The organism is Rathayibacter sp. AY1H3 (genome assembly GCF_002932015.1).
This window is the reverse complement of record NZ_PSUU01000022.1, coordinates 16,785-33,433: the sequence shown is the minus strand read 5'-3', so window position 1 is coordinate 33,433 and position 16,649 is coordinate 16,785. Positions and strand designations below refer to the sequence as shown.

Below are 16,649 nucleotides of genomic sequence, written 5' to 3'. Positions count from 1 at the left end.
GGTGTTCTCGACCCTCCCGGTGCGCCGCGTGCAGGCCCGACCCGAGCACCCCGCCGACCTCGCGCGGTGGCCCGCGACGCTCGCGCCCGTGCGGCAGGTGCTGGCCGAGGGCTGGGATCTCGGCCAGGTGACGGTGATCACCGGCGAGAACGGCTCGGGCAAGTCGACGCTGCTCGAGGCGGTCGCCCTCGCCTACGGGCTGAACGCGGAGGGCGGATCCACGGGTGCGATGCACTCCTCCCGCGCCTCGGAGTCGGACCTGGCCGAGCACCTCCAGCTGGTCCGCGGGGCCGGGGCGTCCAAGCGCGGCTTCTTCCTCCGCGCCGAGACGATGCACGGCTTCTTCAGCTACCTGGAGGAGGTGGGGATCGACGGCGGATACCACGAGCGGAGCCACGGCGAGTCGTTCCTCGACATCGTGGCGAACCGCTCCCGGATCAGCGGGCTGTGGCTCCTCGACGAGCCGGAGTCGGCCCTCTCGGTGTCGGGCTGCCTCGCCCTGATCGGGCAGCTGCGCGACCTGGTCGCCGGCGGCTCGCAGGTCGTCCTCGCCACGCACTCGCCGATCCTCGCGGCCCTCCCCGGAGCCGACCTCTACGAGCTCGACGAGACGGGCCTGCGCCCCTGCCGCTACGACGACCTCGACCTGGTGCGGACCTGGCGCGGCTTCCTCGACCAGCCGGCCCGCTTCCTGCGGCGACTGGAGTAGGCCGGCGGCCGCTCGGCCGCGCCGGAACGGGCCGTTCGTGTTCACCACGAAGGGAAGTACGTCGGCAGGCAGTCCCGTTCTCGCGGATCCCGAGCCGGCCGGGCGAAAGTCTCCGCCGGCACGAGCACTGTCAGGCCGCGGAGGCCGCCGCCGGTCGGGCGACCCGGGGCGCCCAGCCCACCGCGATCGCGGCGCCGGCGAGCGCGAGCTGTCCGAGCGGCGGCAGGATCGCCGAGACCAGGGAGCCGTCGCCGCCGGAGGTGACGAAGGTGTCGGCGACCGACATCCCGAAGCCGAACCCTGCGAAGAAGCGGAAGACGACGGCGCCGGCGACCAGGGCGAGCATGAGCACAGCGATCCGCCGCGGAGTGAGCGGCGACCTCCGGCCGACGAGGGCGCCGGCCGTCACGACGATCGCGGCGGCCGTCCAGAAGGCGGCCCACCCGGTGACCCAGATCGCGTGGGAGCCGAACTCGAAGCCGTCGCGCTCGGACATGGTCGCGTAGATCTCCGCCAGGGCCACGCCGGGGACCTTCGCCTGCGGATTCCAGACCAGCAGGTCGACGGCGCCCACCACCGTGACGCCCGCCACGAGCGCGAGGCCCGCGAGGGCGACGGGGAGGCGCTGAGCGCGGGTCGCCGTCCGCGGTGCGAGGGCGATGGTCCGCGAGCCGCCGAGGACGATCGCCCCGCAGACGAGTCCGGCGAGGGAGACGGGCAGGCCGACGAGGGCGAGGGGTCCGGGGAGGAGGAGGCCGGCCGCGGTGAGCACCGGGCCGACGACGGCGGCGACCAGGGAGATCCGCGCGAGCACCGTGCGGGCCGACGCCGCGGCGCCGAGGAGGTGGACCGCGCCGAGGACCGCGACCGCGACGGCGGCGACGAGCACCGCGGTCTGCACGGCGCCGACGGCCGCAAGGGCGGTGTCGGAGGCGGCACCCGGCTCGGGGACGATCCCGCCGCCGGTCAGCGCGATGCCGCTCAGCATCAGCGCCGCCGCGGCGAAGAGCGCGAGTCCTCGGCGGGCGAGGCGGCGCGGGAGCGTGCCCCGCGCCTCGCCGGTGTGCGCGGGCAGGTCGCGGTCGACGCTCACCAGCAGGGCGAGCGCTCCGAGGACGACGCCGCGCCGGGGCAGTCCCAGCTCGGCGGCCCCGGCCAGGTCGGCCCGCCACTCCTCGAGGTAGCGCTCGCGGGCGAGCGGGGGCAGCAGCAGCGACAGGAGCCGCAGGAGCGCGCTCACGCGGTCGCCTCCGCCGCTCGCGGCGCCGTCCGCGCGGTCGACCTCATCCGCTCGACGGCGGCCCGGGCTGCCGGGGCGCCCTCCGTGGTCAGCTCGTAGAGCCGGCGACGCGGGCCGCTCCGCTCGCTCGCGGCCTCCCACTCCGAGACCACCCAGCCCGCTCCCTCGAGCCGCTCCAGGATCGGGTAGACGCTGCCCGCCGGTCGCCCGGTGGCCTTGATCACGACCATGCCCCAGGTCGGGCCGTCGGCATCGAGGAGGGTCCGGAGGACGTCCGCCGTGGCGGGCGTGAGGCGAGGGAGTGGCTGCACGGGATTGAGGCTATCTATGTAGAGATAGCCGGGTCAACACAGGCGGGACGGCATCTCTAAGCAATACCGCTCTCTGGATTCTCAGCAGCCTGTCAGCCTCTGACATACTCCGCAGATGACCGAGTTCAACCCCGCCGTATTCCCCGGCTCCGCCCCCTCCGCTCCGAAGAAGACCGGCAACGGGCTGGGCCTCGCCTCCCTCATCATCGGAATCCTCGCGCTCATCGGCGCCCTTATCCCGATCGTCAACTACGCCTCGGGCTTCCTCGCCTTCATCGGACTCGTCCTCGGCATCATCGGCCTCTTCCTCAAGGGCCGCTCTCGCGGCACGGCCATCGCCGGCACCGTCCTCAACGTGATCGCGCTTGTCCTCTCGATCATTCTCGCCATCGTCTACACGGCCGGATTCGCGAGCGGCGTCTCGAACGCGATCGCCACCGCGCAGGCCGAGAGCTCCGAGGCCGCTGCCGTGCCGCGGACGCTCGTCTATGAGGTCACCGGCTCGGCTACCGCGGCCTCCATCACTTGGTCGACCTACGACGGAGGAACCTCCGGCTCCGAGCAGGCCACCGGTCAGGCGCTCCCCTTCACGAAGGAGCTGCAAGTCCAGACCGGAGGCGACTTCACCTTCCAGAGCTTCACGCTGACCGCCTCGAACGGCAGCGATGACGAAGGCGAGATCAGCTGCCGAATCACCCTCGACGGCGAGGTCATCGCCGAGCAGACCAGCACCGGGGCCTTCGCGTCGGCGCTCTGCTCGGCGACCCCGGAGTAGCCGCCGTGCGTAAAGCCCTTTTCCCTGCAGCTCTCAGTGCGGCAATGCTCCTCCTGACTGCCTGCACGGCTTCCGCGCCCGCAGCAGCTCCGGCCGAGTCGACGACCCCTGCACCTGCGGCGCCCGCGACACCTGCGTTCGTCGAGCTCGACACCGCACAAGCGGCGTCCCGTTATCTCGACCTCGTCTGCCCCAACAACATCGCGATCAAGAATCTGAGCGACGCCTTCTCATCCGGCGAGGACGAGCTTCTGAACGGTGGCGACCCGGACCCTTCCGGCGTGCACGCCGCTGCGTCTGCTCGGCTCGATCTGACAAGACGGACACTCACGCTCCTGGACGACTCGTACTACCACTGGCCGAGCGATGTCTCCGAGCAGATCGCGACGATCCGCGGCTCCTACATCGCCGAGATGTCCACTCTCAACACGATGGCCAACTCGGCCGATTTCAGTGACGCCTATTACTCGACGTTCCCTGAGGCCACGACTGAACAGCAGAGCGCCGGACAAGAGGTCCGCTACGCGCTGGGCATCGATCCGGACACGGTCGCCAGCTGTGTCGGGCACGAGAACGGGATCGACGCTCTGACGTCCGAGAAGGAGCAGCGGGATGCCGGAGCGTAGCGCCTGATCGAGAGGCAGCGATCGGTGGGCGCGTGTTCCCGGAGACGGTCGAAAAGGGGACCGAGGGCTCCGACGCCGACCAGGCGACGTGTTCGCAAGCGGGAGCCCTCGCGCTGACCGTCCGCCGCCGGCCCTCGCGCCGCTAGCCGGACCCCGCACGCAGAACGTCGGCCGAGAGCAGCCGCCCTCCACCCTCGGGGGACGGCGGGCACTCTCGGCCGACGGTCTGCGCGCGAGCGCGGGGACTACTTGCGGAACATCCGCGCCGTGGTCTCGAAGAGGCCCTTCACGGGGCGCTGCTGCTCGCCCTGCTGGGCGCCGAGGACGATGATGACGGCGGTCAGCACGGGGATCGCCCACTGGGTGACCTTCTGCACGCGGAGGGCCGTGGTCAGCTCCTGCGAGTTCTGCTCCGACGCCTCGGTCACGCCGGGGGCGCCCTCGTCGGCGTGCTTGGCCTGCGTCGCTCCGGCGACCGCGGCGATCACCGAGGCGGCGCCGGCGAGCCCGGTCACGACGGTCTTGACGACGGTGTTCGTGCGGCTCTCCTGCTGGTTGGCCAGGCGGGTCTTGTTGGCGAGGACGAGACCGATGCCGCCGACGCCGTGGGCGGCGATCGCGGCGAGCTGCACGGGGGTCCAGCGGGCCCAGCCGTTCGAGGAGAGGCGGAGGCGCTCCGCCGGGTCGGACGAGGTGGACGCGGCGCCGTTCAGGCCGACGGCGCCCATGAGCGAGCCGCCGAACCAGGCGGCGGCTCCGAGGTCGTGGAGACTGCGGACGAGGGTGTTGCGGGAGGGCATGTGGGCCTCTTCTCTGCCGGCGGCGGACGCCGGCGGTGGTCGGCTGGTGCGGACTCCTCCGACGCTACGCGCGCCCTGGAACCGCGCACGGGGCTTGACCTCTCCCCCTCCGACACGCTCCGCTGGAGGTCACCGACCGACCCGGACCGACCGACCCGAGGAGCCCCGCGATGCCCACCGACGACGAGAAGCGGACGACCCGCGACGAGTTCCACGACGCCGTGAACATGACCGCGAAGGAGCTCGAGGAGTGGCTCGGCACCGACGAGTCGAAGGAGGTCGGCCAGAAGCCGGAGGGCGGCGGCGAGTCCGTCGGCCACGAGAGCGGGCGCCGCATCGTCGACCTGCTCGGCACGAAGCAGGCCGACCTGAGCGACGACGACTACGCCCACATGACGAAGGTCGTCGGCTACGTGCACCGGCACGCGAAGCAGCGTCCCTCGGGCGATGTCACCGAGACGAAGTGGCGCTACTCCCTGATGAACTGGGGCAACGACCCGCTGAAGGGCTGACCCGGTCCGAGAGCTGCGCTCAGCACATCCCGAAGAGGTTGCAGAGGGCGCCGCGGTCCTGGATCGACTCCATGCCGCCCGGCTTCTGCACCTTCGGCAGCTCGTAGGAGGCGGCGACCGTCTGCACGCCGGCGGACGAGGCGGCCTGCACGGGAGCGGCGGCAGGAGCAGCGGCGGGAGCGAGGACGGCTCCGAGGGCGAGTGCGGCGGCGGCGAGGATCGGGGCCATGGTCGTTCTCCTGTGATCGAGGGGTGCGATCGGCTCGACCGCTCCACCAGCATGGCGACGCCCCATCGCACCGCTCCTGTACGAAAGACCAGTCCGCCCTTGTACGGAAGGCCGACGGGGCTCGGAGAAGGCTTCGGTACCCTGGTCCCGTGGTGGGGACGACGCGGTGGACGAATGACGTGCGGACGCTGCCCGGCGGCTGGATCACCCGGTCCCTCCTCCTCGGCTCCTTCGCGCTCCTCGTCGTCATCGACCTGATGGGCGGCAGCGTCGACCTCACGTCGGTCCGCGGCTGGATCGAGCTGGCGCTCCCCTACCTGCCGCTCCTGGCGCTGCTCGCCGGCGCGATCCCCGCGGCGGTCTCGCTCTACCTCGTCTACGCCGTCGTCCTGATGCTCGGCGCCCCGCCGCTGCTGCTCGCGGCGCTGATCTTCCCGACCATCGTGGTGGTCGGCTTCGTCACCTTCCTCCTCCCCTGGCGCGCGGGGCTCGTCTTCGTGCTCGGCACCCTCGTCCTCCTGCCCGCGGTGCTGCTCGTCGACCGCGCCATGGGCACGGCCGTCTACGTCCTGGGCGCGTTCGTCCTCTTCGGCGGCACCGCCGGGCTGGGCCTGAACGCCTTCCGGGGCCGCAGCGAGCGGAGCGAGCGCCGGGCCGACCGCATCCAGGAGGAGCAGGCGCGGATCCGCAACGAGGAGCGGACCCGGCTCGCGCACGAGCTGCACGACATCGTCGCGCACGAGGTCACCATCATCGCCATGCAGGCCCGCCGCGCGACCTCGGTCGAGGACCCGGCCAAGACCGAGCGCATCCTCGAGAGCATCGGCGACGCGGCGCAGCAGGCGCTGCAGGATCTGCGGAGCCTCGTGACGCTCCTCCAGGACGAGGACGAGGCAGGCGCTCCCGCCCGCGGCGACTCCGACCTGCTCGGGACCCCGGAGGTCTCGGGCGCCACGACCACCGCTGTCGGCTTCGTCCACGACGTGCGGAACGTCGCCGACGCGATCGAGCGCGCGGGCTTCCGGGTCCGCCTCGACGTGGCGGGCTCCGTGGCGCAGGTGCCCGCGAGCCTCCGCCAGGTGCTGCGGCGCACGGTCCGGGAGCTGGGCACGAACGTGCTCAAGCACGGCGACACCGCCGGTGAGGTGCAGCTCCGGCTCGAGGTGTCGGGGGGCGAGGTGCAGCTGAGCTCCTCCAACGCGATCGCCTCCGCGGCTCCGATCGTCTCCTCGCACCTCGGGATCGAGGCGATGTCGGCCCGCTGCGCCGTCTTCGGCGGGCGGCTGGACGCGGGAGCCCGCGGCGGCCGCTGGACCACGACCATGACCATCCCCCTCGAGGGCCGGGCGTCCGGTGCGCTCGTCGCGGGGGCGACCGACGAAGGACGAGAGCGATGACCCGCGTGCTGCTGGTGGACGACGAATCGATGACCCGCGAGATCCTCCGCGACTACCTCTCGCAGGACCCGGCGATCGAGGTGGTGGGCGAGGCCTCCGACGGGAGGATCGCGGTGCAGCAGGCGGCGACGCTCCAGCCCGACCTGATCCTGATGGACATGCAGATGCCGGTCATGAACGGCGTCGCTGCGACCGAGCGGATCCACGCCGAGCACCCGGGCATCGCGATCCTCGGGCTCAGCACGTTCACCACGGACCGCTACGTCGTCGACCTGCTCCGCGCGGGCGCCTCCGGCTACCTGGTCAAGGACACGAAGCCGCGGGAGATCATCGCGGCGGTGCACGCGGTGCTCGCGGGCGAGTCCGTGCTCTCCGCCGAGGTCACGCGCCACGTGGTGAAGGGGCTCGAGGAGTCGGTGCCGGCGGAGACGGTGCCGGACCCCGATCTGCTCGAGGCGCTCACCGAGAAGGAGCTCGAGGTGATCCGCCTGCTCGCCCGCGGGATGAGCAACCGCGAGATGGCGCAGGAGCTGTTCGTCACCGAGTCGACCGTGAAGGCGCGGTTCGTGAAGGTGATGGAGAAGCTGGGCGTGCGCGACCGGGTGCAGATCCTGGTCTCGGCGATCGAGCACGGGCTCGTCGACCTGGGGACGCGTCCCGGCCGGAGCTGATCGAGCCCGCCGGATTCAGCCCCAGCCGACCACGTCGGCGACGGGCCGCACGAGCCCCGCGACCGCCCGCTCGAGCGCACTCTCGTCGACCGCGGCGAGCGCCGGCTCCGGATCGAGCACCAGGGCGCCGCCCCAGCCCATCACCTCGTACTCCACCAGGGTGCGCGCGAGCGTCTCGGGCGACCGCCAGGCGCGGAGGAGGTTCGCCCGCGCGAACGCGTGCGCGGCGCGTGCTCCCTCCCCGTGCGCGGCGCGGCCGTCGAGGACGGTGCGCAGCACGGTCTCGAGGGTCGGGATGCCCTGGCCGGCCGGGGAGACGACCTGCCAGGTGAGGGAGGGGCGGCTCGAGCGCAGGCCCCGCGCGACCTGGGCGACCGCATCGCCGCCGGCGGAGCGCAGTGCGGCGGGGACGAGCGGTTCGGCCCCCGCGGTGAGGCGGCACAGCGCCAGGAATGTCGCGGCGTGGCCGACCTCGCCGGACGGGTCCGCGCCGGTGACGATCGTGCTCTCGTAGCCCTGCTCGCGGGACTGGTGCAGAGCGCTCGGCAGCGGAGCCGCGGCGGGCACGGAGACGGGCCGGGACGTCTCGCAGACGGCGCGTTCGGGCCCGACCACGGCGAGCACCGGATCCCCGGCTCCCTGGGCGCGCTCGAGCGTCAGGGCGGTCCAGGCCGCGGCGCCCTCCGGAGGGAGCACCGCGGTGAGGCTCTGCGCCCCGGCCGTCGCCGTCCACGCGAGCGAGACCGCTCCGGGGGGAACGGCCGAGCGGAGGCGGGCAGCGCGGTCGGGCCCGTCGTCTCCGGCCGGGTCGCGCCAGCCGAGGGCGACGACGGCGAAGCGGGAGCGCTCGTCGACGACGGCGAGCGGGGGTGCGGCGGTCATGGGCTCCTCCTTCCTGGAGGGGTGGAGGCGGCGGGAACGCCCAGTGCGGCGAAGGGCTGCTCGGCCAGGCGGGCCGCGGCGTCCGCGAGCAGCGGGCGCGGCGGCCGCGCGGCGAGGGAGTCGACGAGCTCGCCCGCGAAGCCGGGCGCACCGCGCAGCAGGGCATCCCGGGCGACGGTGCGGGCCAGACGCTCGTCGTCGTGCACCAGCCGCTCCGCACGCAGCAGCGCGCGATGCCGGGCGTGCTCGAGGGCGGAGTCGTCGCTCACCGCGAGGGCGCGGAGGCGGTGCCACGGATCGACGGGCACGGCGGTGTCGTCGACCAGCACGAAGAGGTCGTCGGCGACGGTGTCGCCCGGGCCGAAGAGTCCGGCGCTCGCGTCGAGTCCGGCCTGCGCAGCGAGCGCCTCGGCGGCGATCAGGTCGCCGAGCAGCTCGTCGGAGACGCGGGTCGACGGCGCGGCGGCGGTCGCGGCGAGCCGGCGGGCGGCGGGCTCGGCGCGGTACTCGGGGCGGGCCGTCCCAGGTGGGACGGCGACCGGTCCTGCTGCGCGATCGGGCGCCTCCGCGAGGGCCGCGACCAGGCGGTCCAGGAGCCGGGCGGGGTCGTCGGCCGTGACGCCGACCAGCACGGAGCCGGCCGGGCTGTAGTGGCGCCGGTGCAGCGCGCGCAGGACGGGCTCGGTCGCGCGGCCCTCGAGGTCGAGGTCGCCGCTGCCGTCGTGCGCGTTGGGGGCGTCGGCCCAGTAGCGGGCGGTCAGGTGCGGCCACGGCAGCACGCCGCCCGGAGCGGGGGCGAGGCGCGCGGCCCGCTCAGAGGCGACCGCGCGGATCTGCTCCGCGATCTGCTCCGGCAGGAAGGCGGGGCGGAAGACCTGCTCGACGAGCCGCTCCGCGATCACGGCGGCCGACCCGGGAGAGCCCGTCTCGAAGAACTCGGAGTAGTCGAGGTGGGTGTGACCGCCGAGGACGCCGCCGCTCTCGGCGACGCGGGTCTGCCGGACGAGACCGGCGACCCCCTCGCTGTCCTGGTAGACGAGGTGCTCGATCAGGTGCAGCATCCCCTCCTCGCCGTCGCGCTCGTGGCGCATACCGGCGGGCACGGCGAGGGCGACCGAGTCGTTGCGGACCTCCGGCCGGAGCACGACGAGCGCGCGGGCGCCGGAGGGCAGGGCGGCGGACAGGGTCGGGACGTCGCGGGCGCTCATTCCGCCCGCTCCCCCAGCTGTGCGGCGGACAGGCGCAGCAGCAGCCGCGCCTGATCGCTGCTGGCGCCCCCGGAGCGGTGCCAGTCGACGGCGTGCTGGGCCAGCCGGAACGCGGTGCCGACGCGCAGCAGCTCGGCGTCGTGGTCCTCCTCGAGCGAGAGTCCGCGGCGGAGCGCGTCGAGGGCCGGGCGGAGCGCGGGGTGGAAGGCGTGCAGCTCTGCGAGCTCCCCGAGCACCCAGGCGGCGTCCCAGACCGGGTCGGCGAGCCCGACGTCCTCGCCCGTGAGCAGAGCGACGCGGGTCCCGCCGACGACGAGGTGGGCGAGGCCGGGGTGGCCGTGGACCACGACCGCGGCCGGCGAGGCGACGACCGCCTCCGCCCAGTCGGCGAGCTCGAGGAGACCGCCGGCGCCGAGCTCCTCGGCGGCGGGCGCCCAGCCACCGGCGAGCCAGCCGCGGGCGCGCTGCAGCGGACGCGGAGGGAGCGGCTCCCCGGCGGGCCGGGCGCCGTGGAGCGCGTCCAGCGCGCCCTTCCACTCGCGGCCGACGGAGACGAGCGCCTCCTCCGACAGCTCGTGGAGGAGCGCGGGCAGCAGGGCGCGGGCGGTGGTGCGGTAGCGGCGGATCGACGGGTCGGCGCCTCCCGGCACGATCCGGGGATCGGGCGCTGCGAGGCGGACGGGCACCGGCGAGAACGGCAGCGGCGCCTGCTCTCCGAGGCGGCGGGTCCAGACGGTGGTCCCGTCGGGTCCTTCCGAGAGCTCGGTGACGAGCAGCCCGGTGACGAGGGCCCGCGGAGGGGCGGTGGTGCTCACGCCGACCTCGCCTCCTCCGCGGCCGCCGGTGCCGCGCGCAGCGACTCCAGGTGGCGCAGCACCGCGGGGAACGCGGGCGGCACCCAGGCGAGCGCCGTGTCGCTGGACTCGCTCGGCCCGGGCACGGGGTCGATGACGGTGAAGTTGGCCGGCTCGCGCAGCAGCGCGAGGGTGGACTCGACGACCGGGTTGCCGAGCGCCCGCGGCGGCAGCGACGGAGCGATGCACACCGGCGCCTCCGTCGTGAGGGCCGCGAGCAGCGACGGGGAGTCGGTGATGCCGTGCGCGAGGCGCGAGGCGTAGTCGAGGGTGGCCGGGTAGATCAGGATGAGGTCGGCCCACTCGGCGAGGTCGACGTGGGCGACGACGATCTCGTCGTCCCAGCGGTCGTCCTGGATCCGGCCGCGCAGTCGCGACTCCAGGTTGTGCCGGGTGGTGAAGCGGTAGGCCGAGTCGCGGACGAGCACGCGGAACTCGGTCGCCGGAGCGGCGGCGCGCGCCCACTGGATCCAGTAGGGCATGACCTGGGTCATGGCGGAGCCGGTCAGGACGAGGGCCACCCGGGAGTAGCCGAAGCGGCCGAGCGAGAGGTCGGAGAGTGCGGCGCTCTGCGCACCGGGCGGGGTGGTCATGGCGGTCTCCTCAGAGGGCGGCGGGCGGGAGGGCGGATCGGGTCACGGCCGGCGGTGAGGACGGCGGCGGATGGGCGGACCGTGCCCGCGGAAAGGGCGGACGGGGATGGGCGGACGGCGCGAGCGGACGGCACGCGCCCGGGAGGGGCCGGGGCGACGCGGTCGAGGACCGGTCGCCCCGTGCCCGTCAGCACCCTGCGGTGAGGGTGACGCCGATGATGACGCCGGCGCAGAACGGGGTGGTGGCGGGCGCCTCGGAGGCGGCGTCGGTGCCGATCTCGTCGGCGGCGGTGAAGGTGTCGTGGGCGGTGGCGAGCTCGGCGAGGTCGGCGGACTGGACGGTCTGGGCGGTGATGGTCGACATGGTGTTCTCCTTGGATGAGTGGTGGCGGCGGATCCGCCGAATCGTGCGGGGAGTGGTGCGGGTGGTCCGGCCGGAGGGCCGGGGAGCGGGTGCTGCGGGAGCACCCGGGCGGGAGGAGGGCCGGGTCAGCAGCCCGCGCCGAGGGTGGCGCCGACGATGATGCCGACGCACAGGGGCGTGGTGGCGGGCGCCTCGGTCGCGGCGTCCGAGCCGAGCTCGTCGACGGTGGCGAAGGTGTCGTGCGCTCCCGCGAGGGCGGTGAGGTCGGCGGACTGGGCGTCGGTGGAGATGGTGGTCATGATGTGTCCCTTTCGTGGAGTACCTCGGGCTGAGGTGGTGGTCCCCTCGGGATCGAGGGGAGGTTCGTGGGGCCCTAGCGGGCGGTGAGTCCCGGGCGGTCCGGGTCGATGCGCGCGGCGCGGGCGGCGTCGGCCCAGGCGTCGGCGGCGGGGATCGTCTCGGCCGAGGAGCGCAGGAGCGCTTCGGCGAGGACGCGGGAGCGGTGCTGGCCGAAGCTCAGTCCGCGGTAGGAGGAGCGCTCGTCGGCCGGGTCCTCGGCGTAGGCGAGGCCGTCGGCGAGCCTCTCGGCGAAGGCCGAGACGGCGGTGCGGGGCGAGGGCCGGGCATCGAGCAGCGGAGTGATCCTCCGGGCGACGTCGTCGGCGGAGTCGGCGGGCAGGTAGACGACGAGGGCGTCGGAGCGGGGGAAGGCCCGCGGGTCCGAGAGCGCCTTGGCCTGGTGGCGGGCTCCGGAGGCGGCGAGCGCCTCCAGGAGCGGGCCCCACAGGGCGAGCGCGTCCTCCGCCGAGTCGGCGACGAGCGAGAGGCGCACGACCCGGTCGGCGGGATCGAGTCCCATCGGGCCGAGGGCGAGGAGGTAGCCGGGAGTGGTGCGGGTGCGCCAGCTCGGCAGCCGGACGCCGGCGACGGCCCCGTCGGCGGAGCGGACGAGATCGACCTCGGGCACGAGGACCCGGACGCGGCCCAGCTCGACGACCCGGCGCTCCTCCCCCTGCACGGTGGCGGAGCCGAGCACCCCGGAGGGAGCGGGCTGCCGGACCGTGCGGTGCGGGATCGCGTCGATCAGCCGGGGGGCGAGGTCCTGGCCGTCGCCTCCGGCGGTCTCGCCGAGCAGCGGGTTCCGGAGGTGCAGGTGGGTGTAGACGGTGGCGGCGAGTCGGGCCCGCAGCTCGATCGGCCCGGTGGCCTCGATCACGGTCCCGTCGACCTCGGCCCGCAGCCGGGCGGCGTCGACGCTGATCACGGCCTCGTCGAGGACGGAGCGGATGATGAGGGCGGTCATCGCGGGCTCCTGTCGAATCCGAGGGCGGTGGAGTAGGCGGAGGGGGCGAGCAGGACGCGGCGGCCGATGCCGGCGGCGGCCCGCTCGATCCCGGGGAGGCGGGAGACCATCGAGGCCCGGGCGAGGGTGCGGTCGACGAGGTGCCAGCCCAGGTGGGCGGTGGCGCGGACGGCGAGGGCGTCGTCCGCGCCGGCGGTCTCGGCGGCGTAGGCGAGCCACATCCGCCGGATCCTCGGGACCAGTGCCGCCATCCGCTCCGCGATGCGGGCGTCCGCGGCCGCGGTGTCGAAGGCGAGGGGAGGAGCGGAGGCGCCCTCCCGGGTGGTCACGGTGTCGAGCACCGCGCGGTGGATCCACTCCCCCGCCAGCGTGCCGAGGTCGCGGGCCGGATCCCCGATCCCGAACTCCTCCCAGTCGAGCAGCTGGAGGCGCCCGTCGCGGAGGTGGAACTGGTCGAGGCGGAGGTCGCCGTGGATCGGGGCCGTGCGGTTGCCGCTCTCCCACTCGCGGAGATCCTCCGTGGCCGAGACGAGCTGCTCGTCGTGCTGCAGGTCGCCCCAGAAGGCGAGCTCGGCGAGGGTGAGGTCGACGTAGCGGGTGTGCGGGATGCCGACGCGCAGCATCTCGACGGGAGGGCTGGGGTGCGAGGTCGCGGTGAGGCCCGCCGCCGGGCCGGCGTGCAGCCGGGCCAGGAGCCGGCCGGCCTGTTCGGGGAAGTCCGCGGGGACGCGCTCCTCCACGAGCAGGAGGGCCAGGCTGGTGCCGGGGCAGTGCTCGAACACCAGCAGGGAGTCGTCCTCGTCGGCCGCCAGCAGGCGGGGTCCGGCCGGGGCGTGCTCGGGGCTCCGGGCGGCGAAGCCGGCGAAGTCCCTGGAGCGGCGGAAGGCCGCGGGGCCCGCCGTCCGGGGCGAGACGTGCTTGACGAAGACGCGGGCGCCGTCGTCGAGGGTCATCGTCCACGACGCGTTCCGGCCGGCGAAGGCGGGGCGGTCGATCGCGGCGACGCGGTGGCGTCCGCCGCCGAGCAGCCGCTCGGTCGAGGCCGCCGCCCGGAGGGCCGCCGGATCCGCGGGGCGGTGCCCGGGGGTCGCGGGGCGGAGCCCGGGAGTCGCGAGGAGAGTCACGATCGTGTCCTTCGGTCGGTCGAGCGGATCAGAAGAGGTAGGTGACGACGAGGTAGGCGCCGCCCGCTCCCCCGACGAGGAGGGCGGTGTTGACGAGCAGCTTCTTGAGGGGCGAGGGGCGGGTCGAGGCGGTGCGCGAGGTGGTCATGGTGGTGTCCTTCCGAGGGGTGGTGGTGGTGGATATCGGGAGCCGGGCCTAGGAGGCGTCGGCGGCCTTGAGGGAGGCGCGGAGCGAGACGCGGGAGCCGGTGCGGAGCGCGTTGTTGCGGTAGACGCGGACGACCAGGCGGAACAGCAGCGGCACCGTGATCGCGGCGACGACGGCGGCGATCACCATCTCGGGGGTGCCGACCGAGTCGAGGCCGAAGCGCATCGGCATCAGGTAGGAGGAGAAGAGGGGGACGAAGGAGAGCGCGTGCACCCAGGCCTCGTCGAGGTTCGCCGGCACCACGTAGAGCGCGATGATCAGCAGCGCCATCTGCACGACGGAGAGCGGCATGGCGGCGGTGCCCAGGTCCTCCTGCCTCGACACGGTCGAGGCGAGCAGGGTGCTGAGGAGCGCGAAGAGCACGTAGCCCTGCAGGAACCAGACGAGGAACCAGACCAGGCTCGGGCCGAGCTCGATCTCGAGGACCGACCACCCGCCGACCACGCTGAACCCGCCGACGACGGCGCCGCCGATCACGAGCAGCTGGGCCAGGGTCACCAGGCCGACGCCGATCATCTTCCCGGCGAGCAGCGGGGCGACGCCGATCTTCGTCAGCAGGATCTCGACGATCCGGGACGACTTCTCCTCGACCACCCCCGAGGCCAGACTCGACGAGGAGTAGACCATCGCGGCGAGCAGGGCGCTGATCATCGCGGTCGCGAACAGGATCCGGGTGTCGAGGACCACGGTCCCCGCCTCCCTCGTCGCGTCGACCAGGAACCAGCCGCCGATCCCGGCGCCGAGGCCGGCGATCGCGGCCAGCGCGAGGGTCGCGGTGAGGATCGTGCGGTTCCCGGTGCGGGTCAGGATCTCGCGGCGGACGATCGTCGCGGCTCCCCGGGCCGGCGTCGGAGGAGCGGAGCTCTCGGCGGTCCGGGCGTGGGCGGCGCGGGGGTGCGTGGTGGTCATCGTCCTGCTCCTTGGATCTCGAGGCGGCGCTCGGCCGCAGGGGTGGAGGCGGCGGTGAGCCGCTCGGACAGCAGCTCGGTCAGCGAGCGCTGCGCGGTGCGGATGCTCCGGAGGCCGCCGTGGCGGGTGAGGGTCGCGAGCACCTGCTCGGGGACGTCCCGGCCGCTGCCCTCGATCGAGACGAGCAGCGACTCCGGCTCACCGGGGACCGGCTCGGCCGACAGTCCCGGTGTGACGCCGAGCTCGGCGACGAGCAGGTCGTCCAGGGGGCGGGAGAACTGCAGCTGCCAGCGGCTGCGGCCGTCGTCCTGCAGCTCGGCCACCGCTCCGCTCGCGGTCACACGGCCGGAGTCGAGCACGCAGACGGTGTCGCAGAGGCGCTCGATCAGGTCGAGCTGGTGGGAGGAGAAGAGCACGCCGACGCCGCGGGCGGACTGCTGCCGGATCAGGCCGGCCATCGTCTCCACGGCGACCGGGTCGAGCCCCGAGAAGGGCTCGTCCAGCACCAGGAGCGACGGATCGCCCACCAGGGACACGGCCAGCTGCACGCGCTGCTGGTTGCCGAGCGAGAGGTCCTGCACCAGCGTGTCGGCCCGCTCGGCCAGGCCCAGCGCGTCGATCACCTCCTCGGCGGTCTCACGGGCTCCCCGGGCGTCGTGCCCCTCGAGCAGAGCGAAGTGGATCACCTGCTCGCGGACCCGCATCTGCGGGTAGAGGCCGCGCTCCTCCGGCATGTAGCCGATCGAGCGGCGGTCCTCGGCGGTGATCGGCGCGCCGTCCCAGGTGATGGTCCCCGTGTCGGGGGTGAGCAGGCCCAGGATCAGCCGCATCGTCGTGGTCTTGCCGGCGCCGTTGCCGCCGATGAAGCCGACGATCTCGCCGCGGCCCACGGACAGGTCCACGTCGTGCAGGACCCGGTGGCCGCCGAATGCACGGCTCACGCCGCTGAGCTGAAGCCCTCGCATGTCATCTCCTCGAAGTCGTTTCTCTTGACTCCTCAGACGCTACGGACGCTCTCGCGACGGGCTCCTGTACTTCGGTACAGCGCCGAGGTGGCCGAAAGTGCAGGTCCCGCATCACCGGACGTGCAGGTCCCGAGGCGGCCGCGCGTGCAGGTCCGGGGGCGGCCCGGGTGCGGGCCGCCTGCGTCCCGAGCACGACGGACGCCCCCGTGCTCGTCCGGTCGGCGACCGGAGCGCACAGGGGCGTCCGTGGAGGAGGAGGGGCGGGGTCAGGCCGTCGCGCAGCTCCCGTCGACCTCGCCGATGACGCCGTCCGTCACCGACACGACCGCGCAGTTCGGGTAGCCCCGCTGCGGCCGGTGCGCGGGGTCGAGCGCGCGGAGGATGCTCCCGAGCACCGCTCCGTGCGTCACGACCAGCACGTCCCCGTGCTCGGCCGCCGGCGCGAACCGCGCGATCGCGGCCTCCACGCGGGCGCGCACGGTGGCACCGCTGTCGGCCCGGCCGGAGGGGTCGTGGCGGTGGATCGCGTCGAGCACCGAGTCGAGACCGGCGTCGGTCATCCGCGGCCAGTCGGCGGAGGAGGGCACGTAGGAGTAGCCGTGATCGGCGAACACCGGCTCCCAGAGCGAGGCGTTCGGCTGCCCCTCGAAGGCGCCGAAGTGCCACTCGCGGAGCTCGACCATCGGCTCGGCCTCGAGCGACGGGTGCCCGGCGAGCGCCGCCGCCGCCGTGGTGCGGGTGCGGGTGAGGTCGCTCGTGAACGCCGCGACGAGCGGCACCTCGCGCATCCGCTCGCCGAGGGCCGCCGCCTGGCGCTCGCCGCGCTCGGTCAGCGGCGAGTCGCACCAGCCCTGCAGCTGGCCGGCGACGTTGAAGAGGGTCTCGGCGTGGCGGACGAGGTGGATCGTGCCGGTCACGGGCGCGCGCTCGCGGGCGTCGTCGGGCGGGCGGAGGTGGTGCGGTGCATGC

General features: G+C 74.1%; 21 protein-coding genes. 6 read left to right on the top strand and 15 right to left on the bottom strand.

All coding sequences use genetic code 11. From position 1 onward, the window contains the following. The first annotated feature begins 1 nt into the window (after position 1). Entirely contained in the window at positions 2 to 709 is a 708-nt protein-coding gene (locus tag C5C33_RS10145; RefSeq protein ID WP_258069218.1) for an AAA family ATPase, read from the top strand. 130 nt (positions 710 to 839) lie between these two features. Here C5C33_RS10145 and C5C33_RS10140 read toward each other — a convergent pair whose 3' ends face one another. Both C5C33_RS10140 and C5C33_RS10135 read right to left on the bottom strand, forming a co-directional pair. After that, complete coding sequence (locus tag C5C33_RS10140; RefSeq protein ID WP_104246985.1) at positions 840 to 1,949, bottom strand: hypothetical protein; 1,110 nt, start codon at positions 1,947 to 1,949, stop codon at positions 840 to 842. Then, a complete protein-coding gene (locus C5C33_RS10135; protein ID WP_104261035.1) occupies positions 1,946 to 2,260 on the bottom strand; it encodes a PadR family transcriptional regulator in 315 nt (104 codons plus the stop codon). The genes C5C33_RS10140 and C5C33_RS10135 overlap by 4 nt, the downstream gene beginning before the upstream one ends. 115 nt (positions 2,261 to 2,375) lie before the next feature. Here C5C33_RS10135 and C5C33_RS10130 point away from each other — a divergent pair, with 115 nt between their 5' ends. Continuing rightward, positions 2,376 to 3,035, top strand: coding sequence for an MmpS family transport accessory protein (locus C5C33_RS10130; RefSeq protein ID WP_104261034.1), 660 nt, complete (start codon positions 2,376 to 2,378; stop codon positions 3,033 to 3,035). 44 nt (positions 3,036 to 3,079) lie between these two features. Continuing rightward, positions 3,080 to 3,661, top strand: coding sequence for a hypothetical protein (locus C5C33_RS10125; RefSeq protein ID WP_104257117.1), 582 nt, complete (start codon positions 3,080 to 3,082; stop codon positions 3,659 to 3,661). 245 nt (positions 3,662 to 3,906) lie between these two features. Here the strand turns inward: C5C33_RS10125 and C5C33_RS10120 are convergent, their stop codons facing one another. Continuing rightward, entirely contained in the window at positions 3,907 to 4,461 is a 555-nt protein-coding gene (locus C5C33_RS10120) for a hypothetical protein (protein ID WP_104225093.1), read from the bottom strand. Positions 4,462 to 4,631: 170 nt separating this feature from the next. Between C5C33_RS10120 and C5C33_RS10115 the strand changes: the two genes are divergently transcribed. Beyond that, complete coding sequence (locus tag C5C33_RS10115) at positions 4,632 to 4,973, top strand: DUF3140 domain-containing protein (RefSeq protein ID WP_104246984.1); 342 nt, start codon at positions 4,632 to 4,634, stop codon at positions 4,971 to 4,973. Between the two features lie 19 nt (positions 4,974 to 4,992). Here C5C33_RS10115 and C5C33_RS10110 read toward each other — a convergent pair whose 3' ends face one another. Then, a complete protein-coding gene (locus tag C5C33_RS10110) occupies positions 4,993 to 5,202 on the bottom strand; it encodes a hypothetical protein (RefSeq protein WP_104225965.1) in 210 nt (69 codons plus the stop codon). A 149-nt stretch (positions 5,203 to 5,351) separates the two neighbouring features. On the opposite strand from C5C33_RS10110, the gene C5C33_RS10105 reads away from it, so the two are divergent. Next, positions 5,352 to 6,599 (top strand): sensor histidine kinase, encoded by a 1,248-nt coding sequence (locus tag C5C33_RS10105; RefSeq protein ID WP_258069217.1) that lies wholly within the window; start codon positions 5,352 to 5,354, stop codon positions 6,597 to 6,599. Beyond that, entirely contained in the window at positions 6,596 to 7,270 is a 675-nt protein-coding gene (locus C5C33_RS10100) for a response regulator transcription factor (RefSeq protein WP_104225096.1), read from the top strand. Before C5C33_RS10105 ends, C5C33_RS10100 begins: the two co-directional genes overlap by 4 nt. Positions 7,271 to 7,285: 15 nt before the next feature. Here the strand turns inward: C5C33_RS10100 and C5C33_RS10095 are convergent, their stop codons facing one another. The 11 genes from C5C33_RS10095 to C5C33_RS10055 all read right to left on the bottom strand — a co-directional run bounded on the left by C5C33_RS10095 (position 7,286) and on the right by C5C33_RS10055 (position 16,597). Further along, the gene (locus tag C5C33_RS10095; RefSeq protein WP_104225097.1) at positions 7,286 to 8,152 is read right to left on the bottom strand and encodes a hypothetical protein; all 867 of its coding nucleotides are present in this window, start codon (positions 8,150 to 8,152) and stop codon (positions 7,286 to 7,288) included. Further along, positions 8,149 to 9,360: an insulinase family protein gene (locus C5C33_RS10090; protein WP_104261032.1), complete on the bottom strand. Its 1,212-nt coding sequence runs from the start codon at positions 9,358 to 9,360 to the stop codon at positions 8,149 to 8,151. The genes C5C33_RS10095 and C5C33_RS10090 overlap by 4 nt, the downstream gene beginning before the upstream one ends. Continuing rightward, positions 9,357 to 10,175 carry a hypothetical protein gene (locus tag C5C33_RS10085; protein WP_104225968.1) on the bottom strand — a complete coding sequence of 273 codons (819 nt, stop codon included), beginning with the start codon at positions 10,173 to 10,175 and terminating at the stop codon, positions 9,357 to 9,359. The genes C5C33_RS10090 and C5C33_RS10085 overlap by 4 nt, the downstream gene beginning before the upstream one ends. Next, positions 10,172 to 10,807, bottom strand: coding sequence for a flavoprotein (locus C5C33_RS10080; RefSeq protein ID WP_104261031.1), 636 nt, complete (start codon positions 10,805 to 10,807; stop codon positions 10,172 to 10,174). Before C5C33_RS10080 ends, C5C33_RS10085 begins: the two co-directional genes overlap by 4 nt. Positions 10,808 to 10,994: 187 nt before the next feature. Beyond that, positions 10,995 to 11,171, bottom strand: coding sequence for a hypothetical protein (locus tag C5C33_RS18515; RefSeq protein WP_181027123.1), 177 nt, complete (start codon positions 11,169 to 11,171; stop codon positions 10,995 to 10,997). 125 nt (positions 11,172 to 11,296) lie between these two features. Beyond that, on the bottom strand, positions 11,297 to 11,470 hold the full coding sequence (locus tag C5C33_RS18510; RefSeq protein ID WP_181027122.1) for a hypothetical protein: 174 nt from the start codon (positions 11,468 to 11,470) through the stop codon (positions 11,297 to 11,299). A 74-nt stretch (positions 11,471 to 11,544) separates the two neighbouring features. Then, a complete protein-coding gene (locus tag C5C33_RS10075; RefSeq protein WP_104261030.1) occupies positions 11,545 to 12,474 on the bottom strand; it encodes a T3SS effector HopA1 family protein in 930 nt (309 codons plus the stop codon). Then, positions 12,471 to 13,598, bottom strand: coding sequence for a class V lanthionine synthetase subunit LxmK (gene lxmK, locus C5C33_RS10070; protein ID WP_258066405.1), 1,128 nt, complete (start codon positions 13,596 to 13,598; stop codon positions 12,471 to 12,473). The genes C5C33_RS10075 and lxmK overlap by 4 nt, the downstream gene beginning before the upstream one ends. 196 nt (positions 13,599 to 13,794) lie before the next feature. Continuing rightward, entirely contained in the window at positions 13,795 to 14,715 is a 921-nt protein-coding gene (locus C5C33_RS10065) for an ABC transporter permease (RefSeq protein ID WP_104225127.1), read from the bottom strand. Next, positions 14,712 to 15,656: an ABC transporter ATP-binding protein gene (locus C5C33_RS10060; protein WP_258069216.1), complete on the bottom strand. Its 945-nt coding sequence runs from the start codon at positions 15,654 to 15,656 to the stop codon at positions 14,712 to 14,714. The genes C5C33_RS10065 and C5C33_RS10060 overlap by 4 nt, the downstream gene beginning before the upstream one ends. Before the next feature lie 290 nt (positions 15,657 to 15,946). Beyond that, positions 15,947 to 16,597 (bottom strand): histidine phosphatase family protein, encoded by a 651-nt coding sequence (locus C5C33_RS10055; protein WP_104261028.1) that lies wholly within the window; start codon positions 16,595 to 16,597, stop codon positions 15,947 to 15,949. Between the last annotated feature and the right edge of the window lie 52 nt (positions 16,598 to 16,649).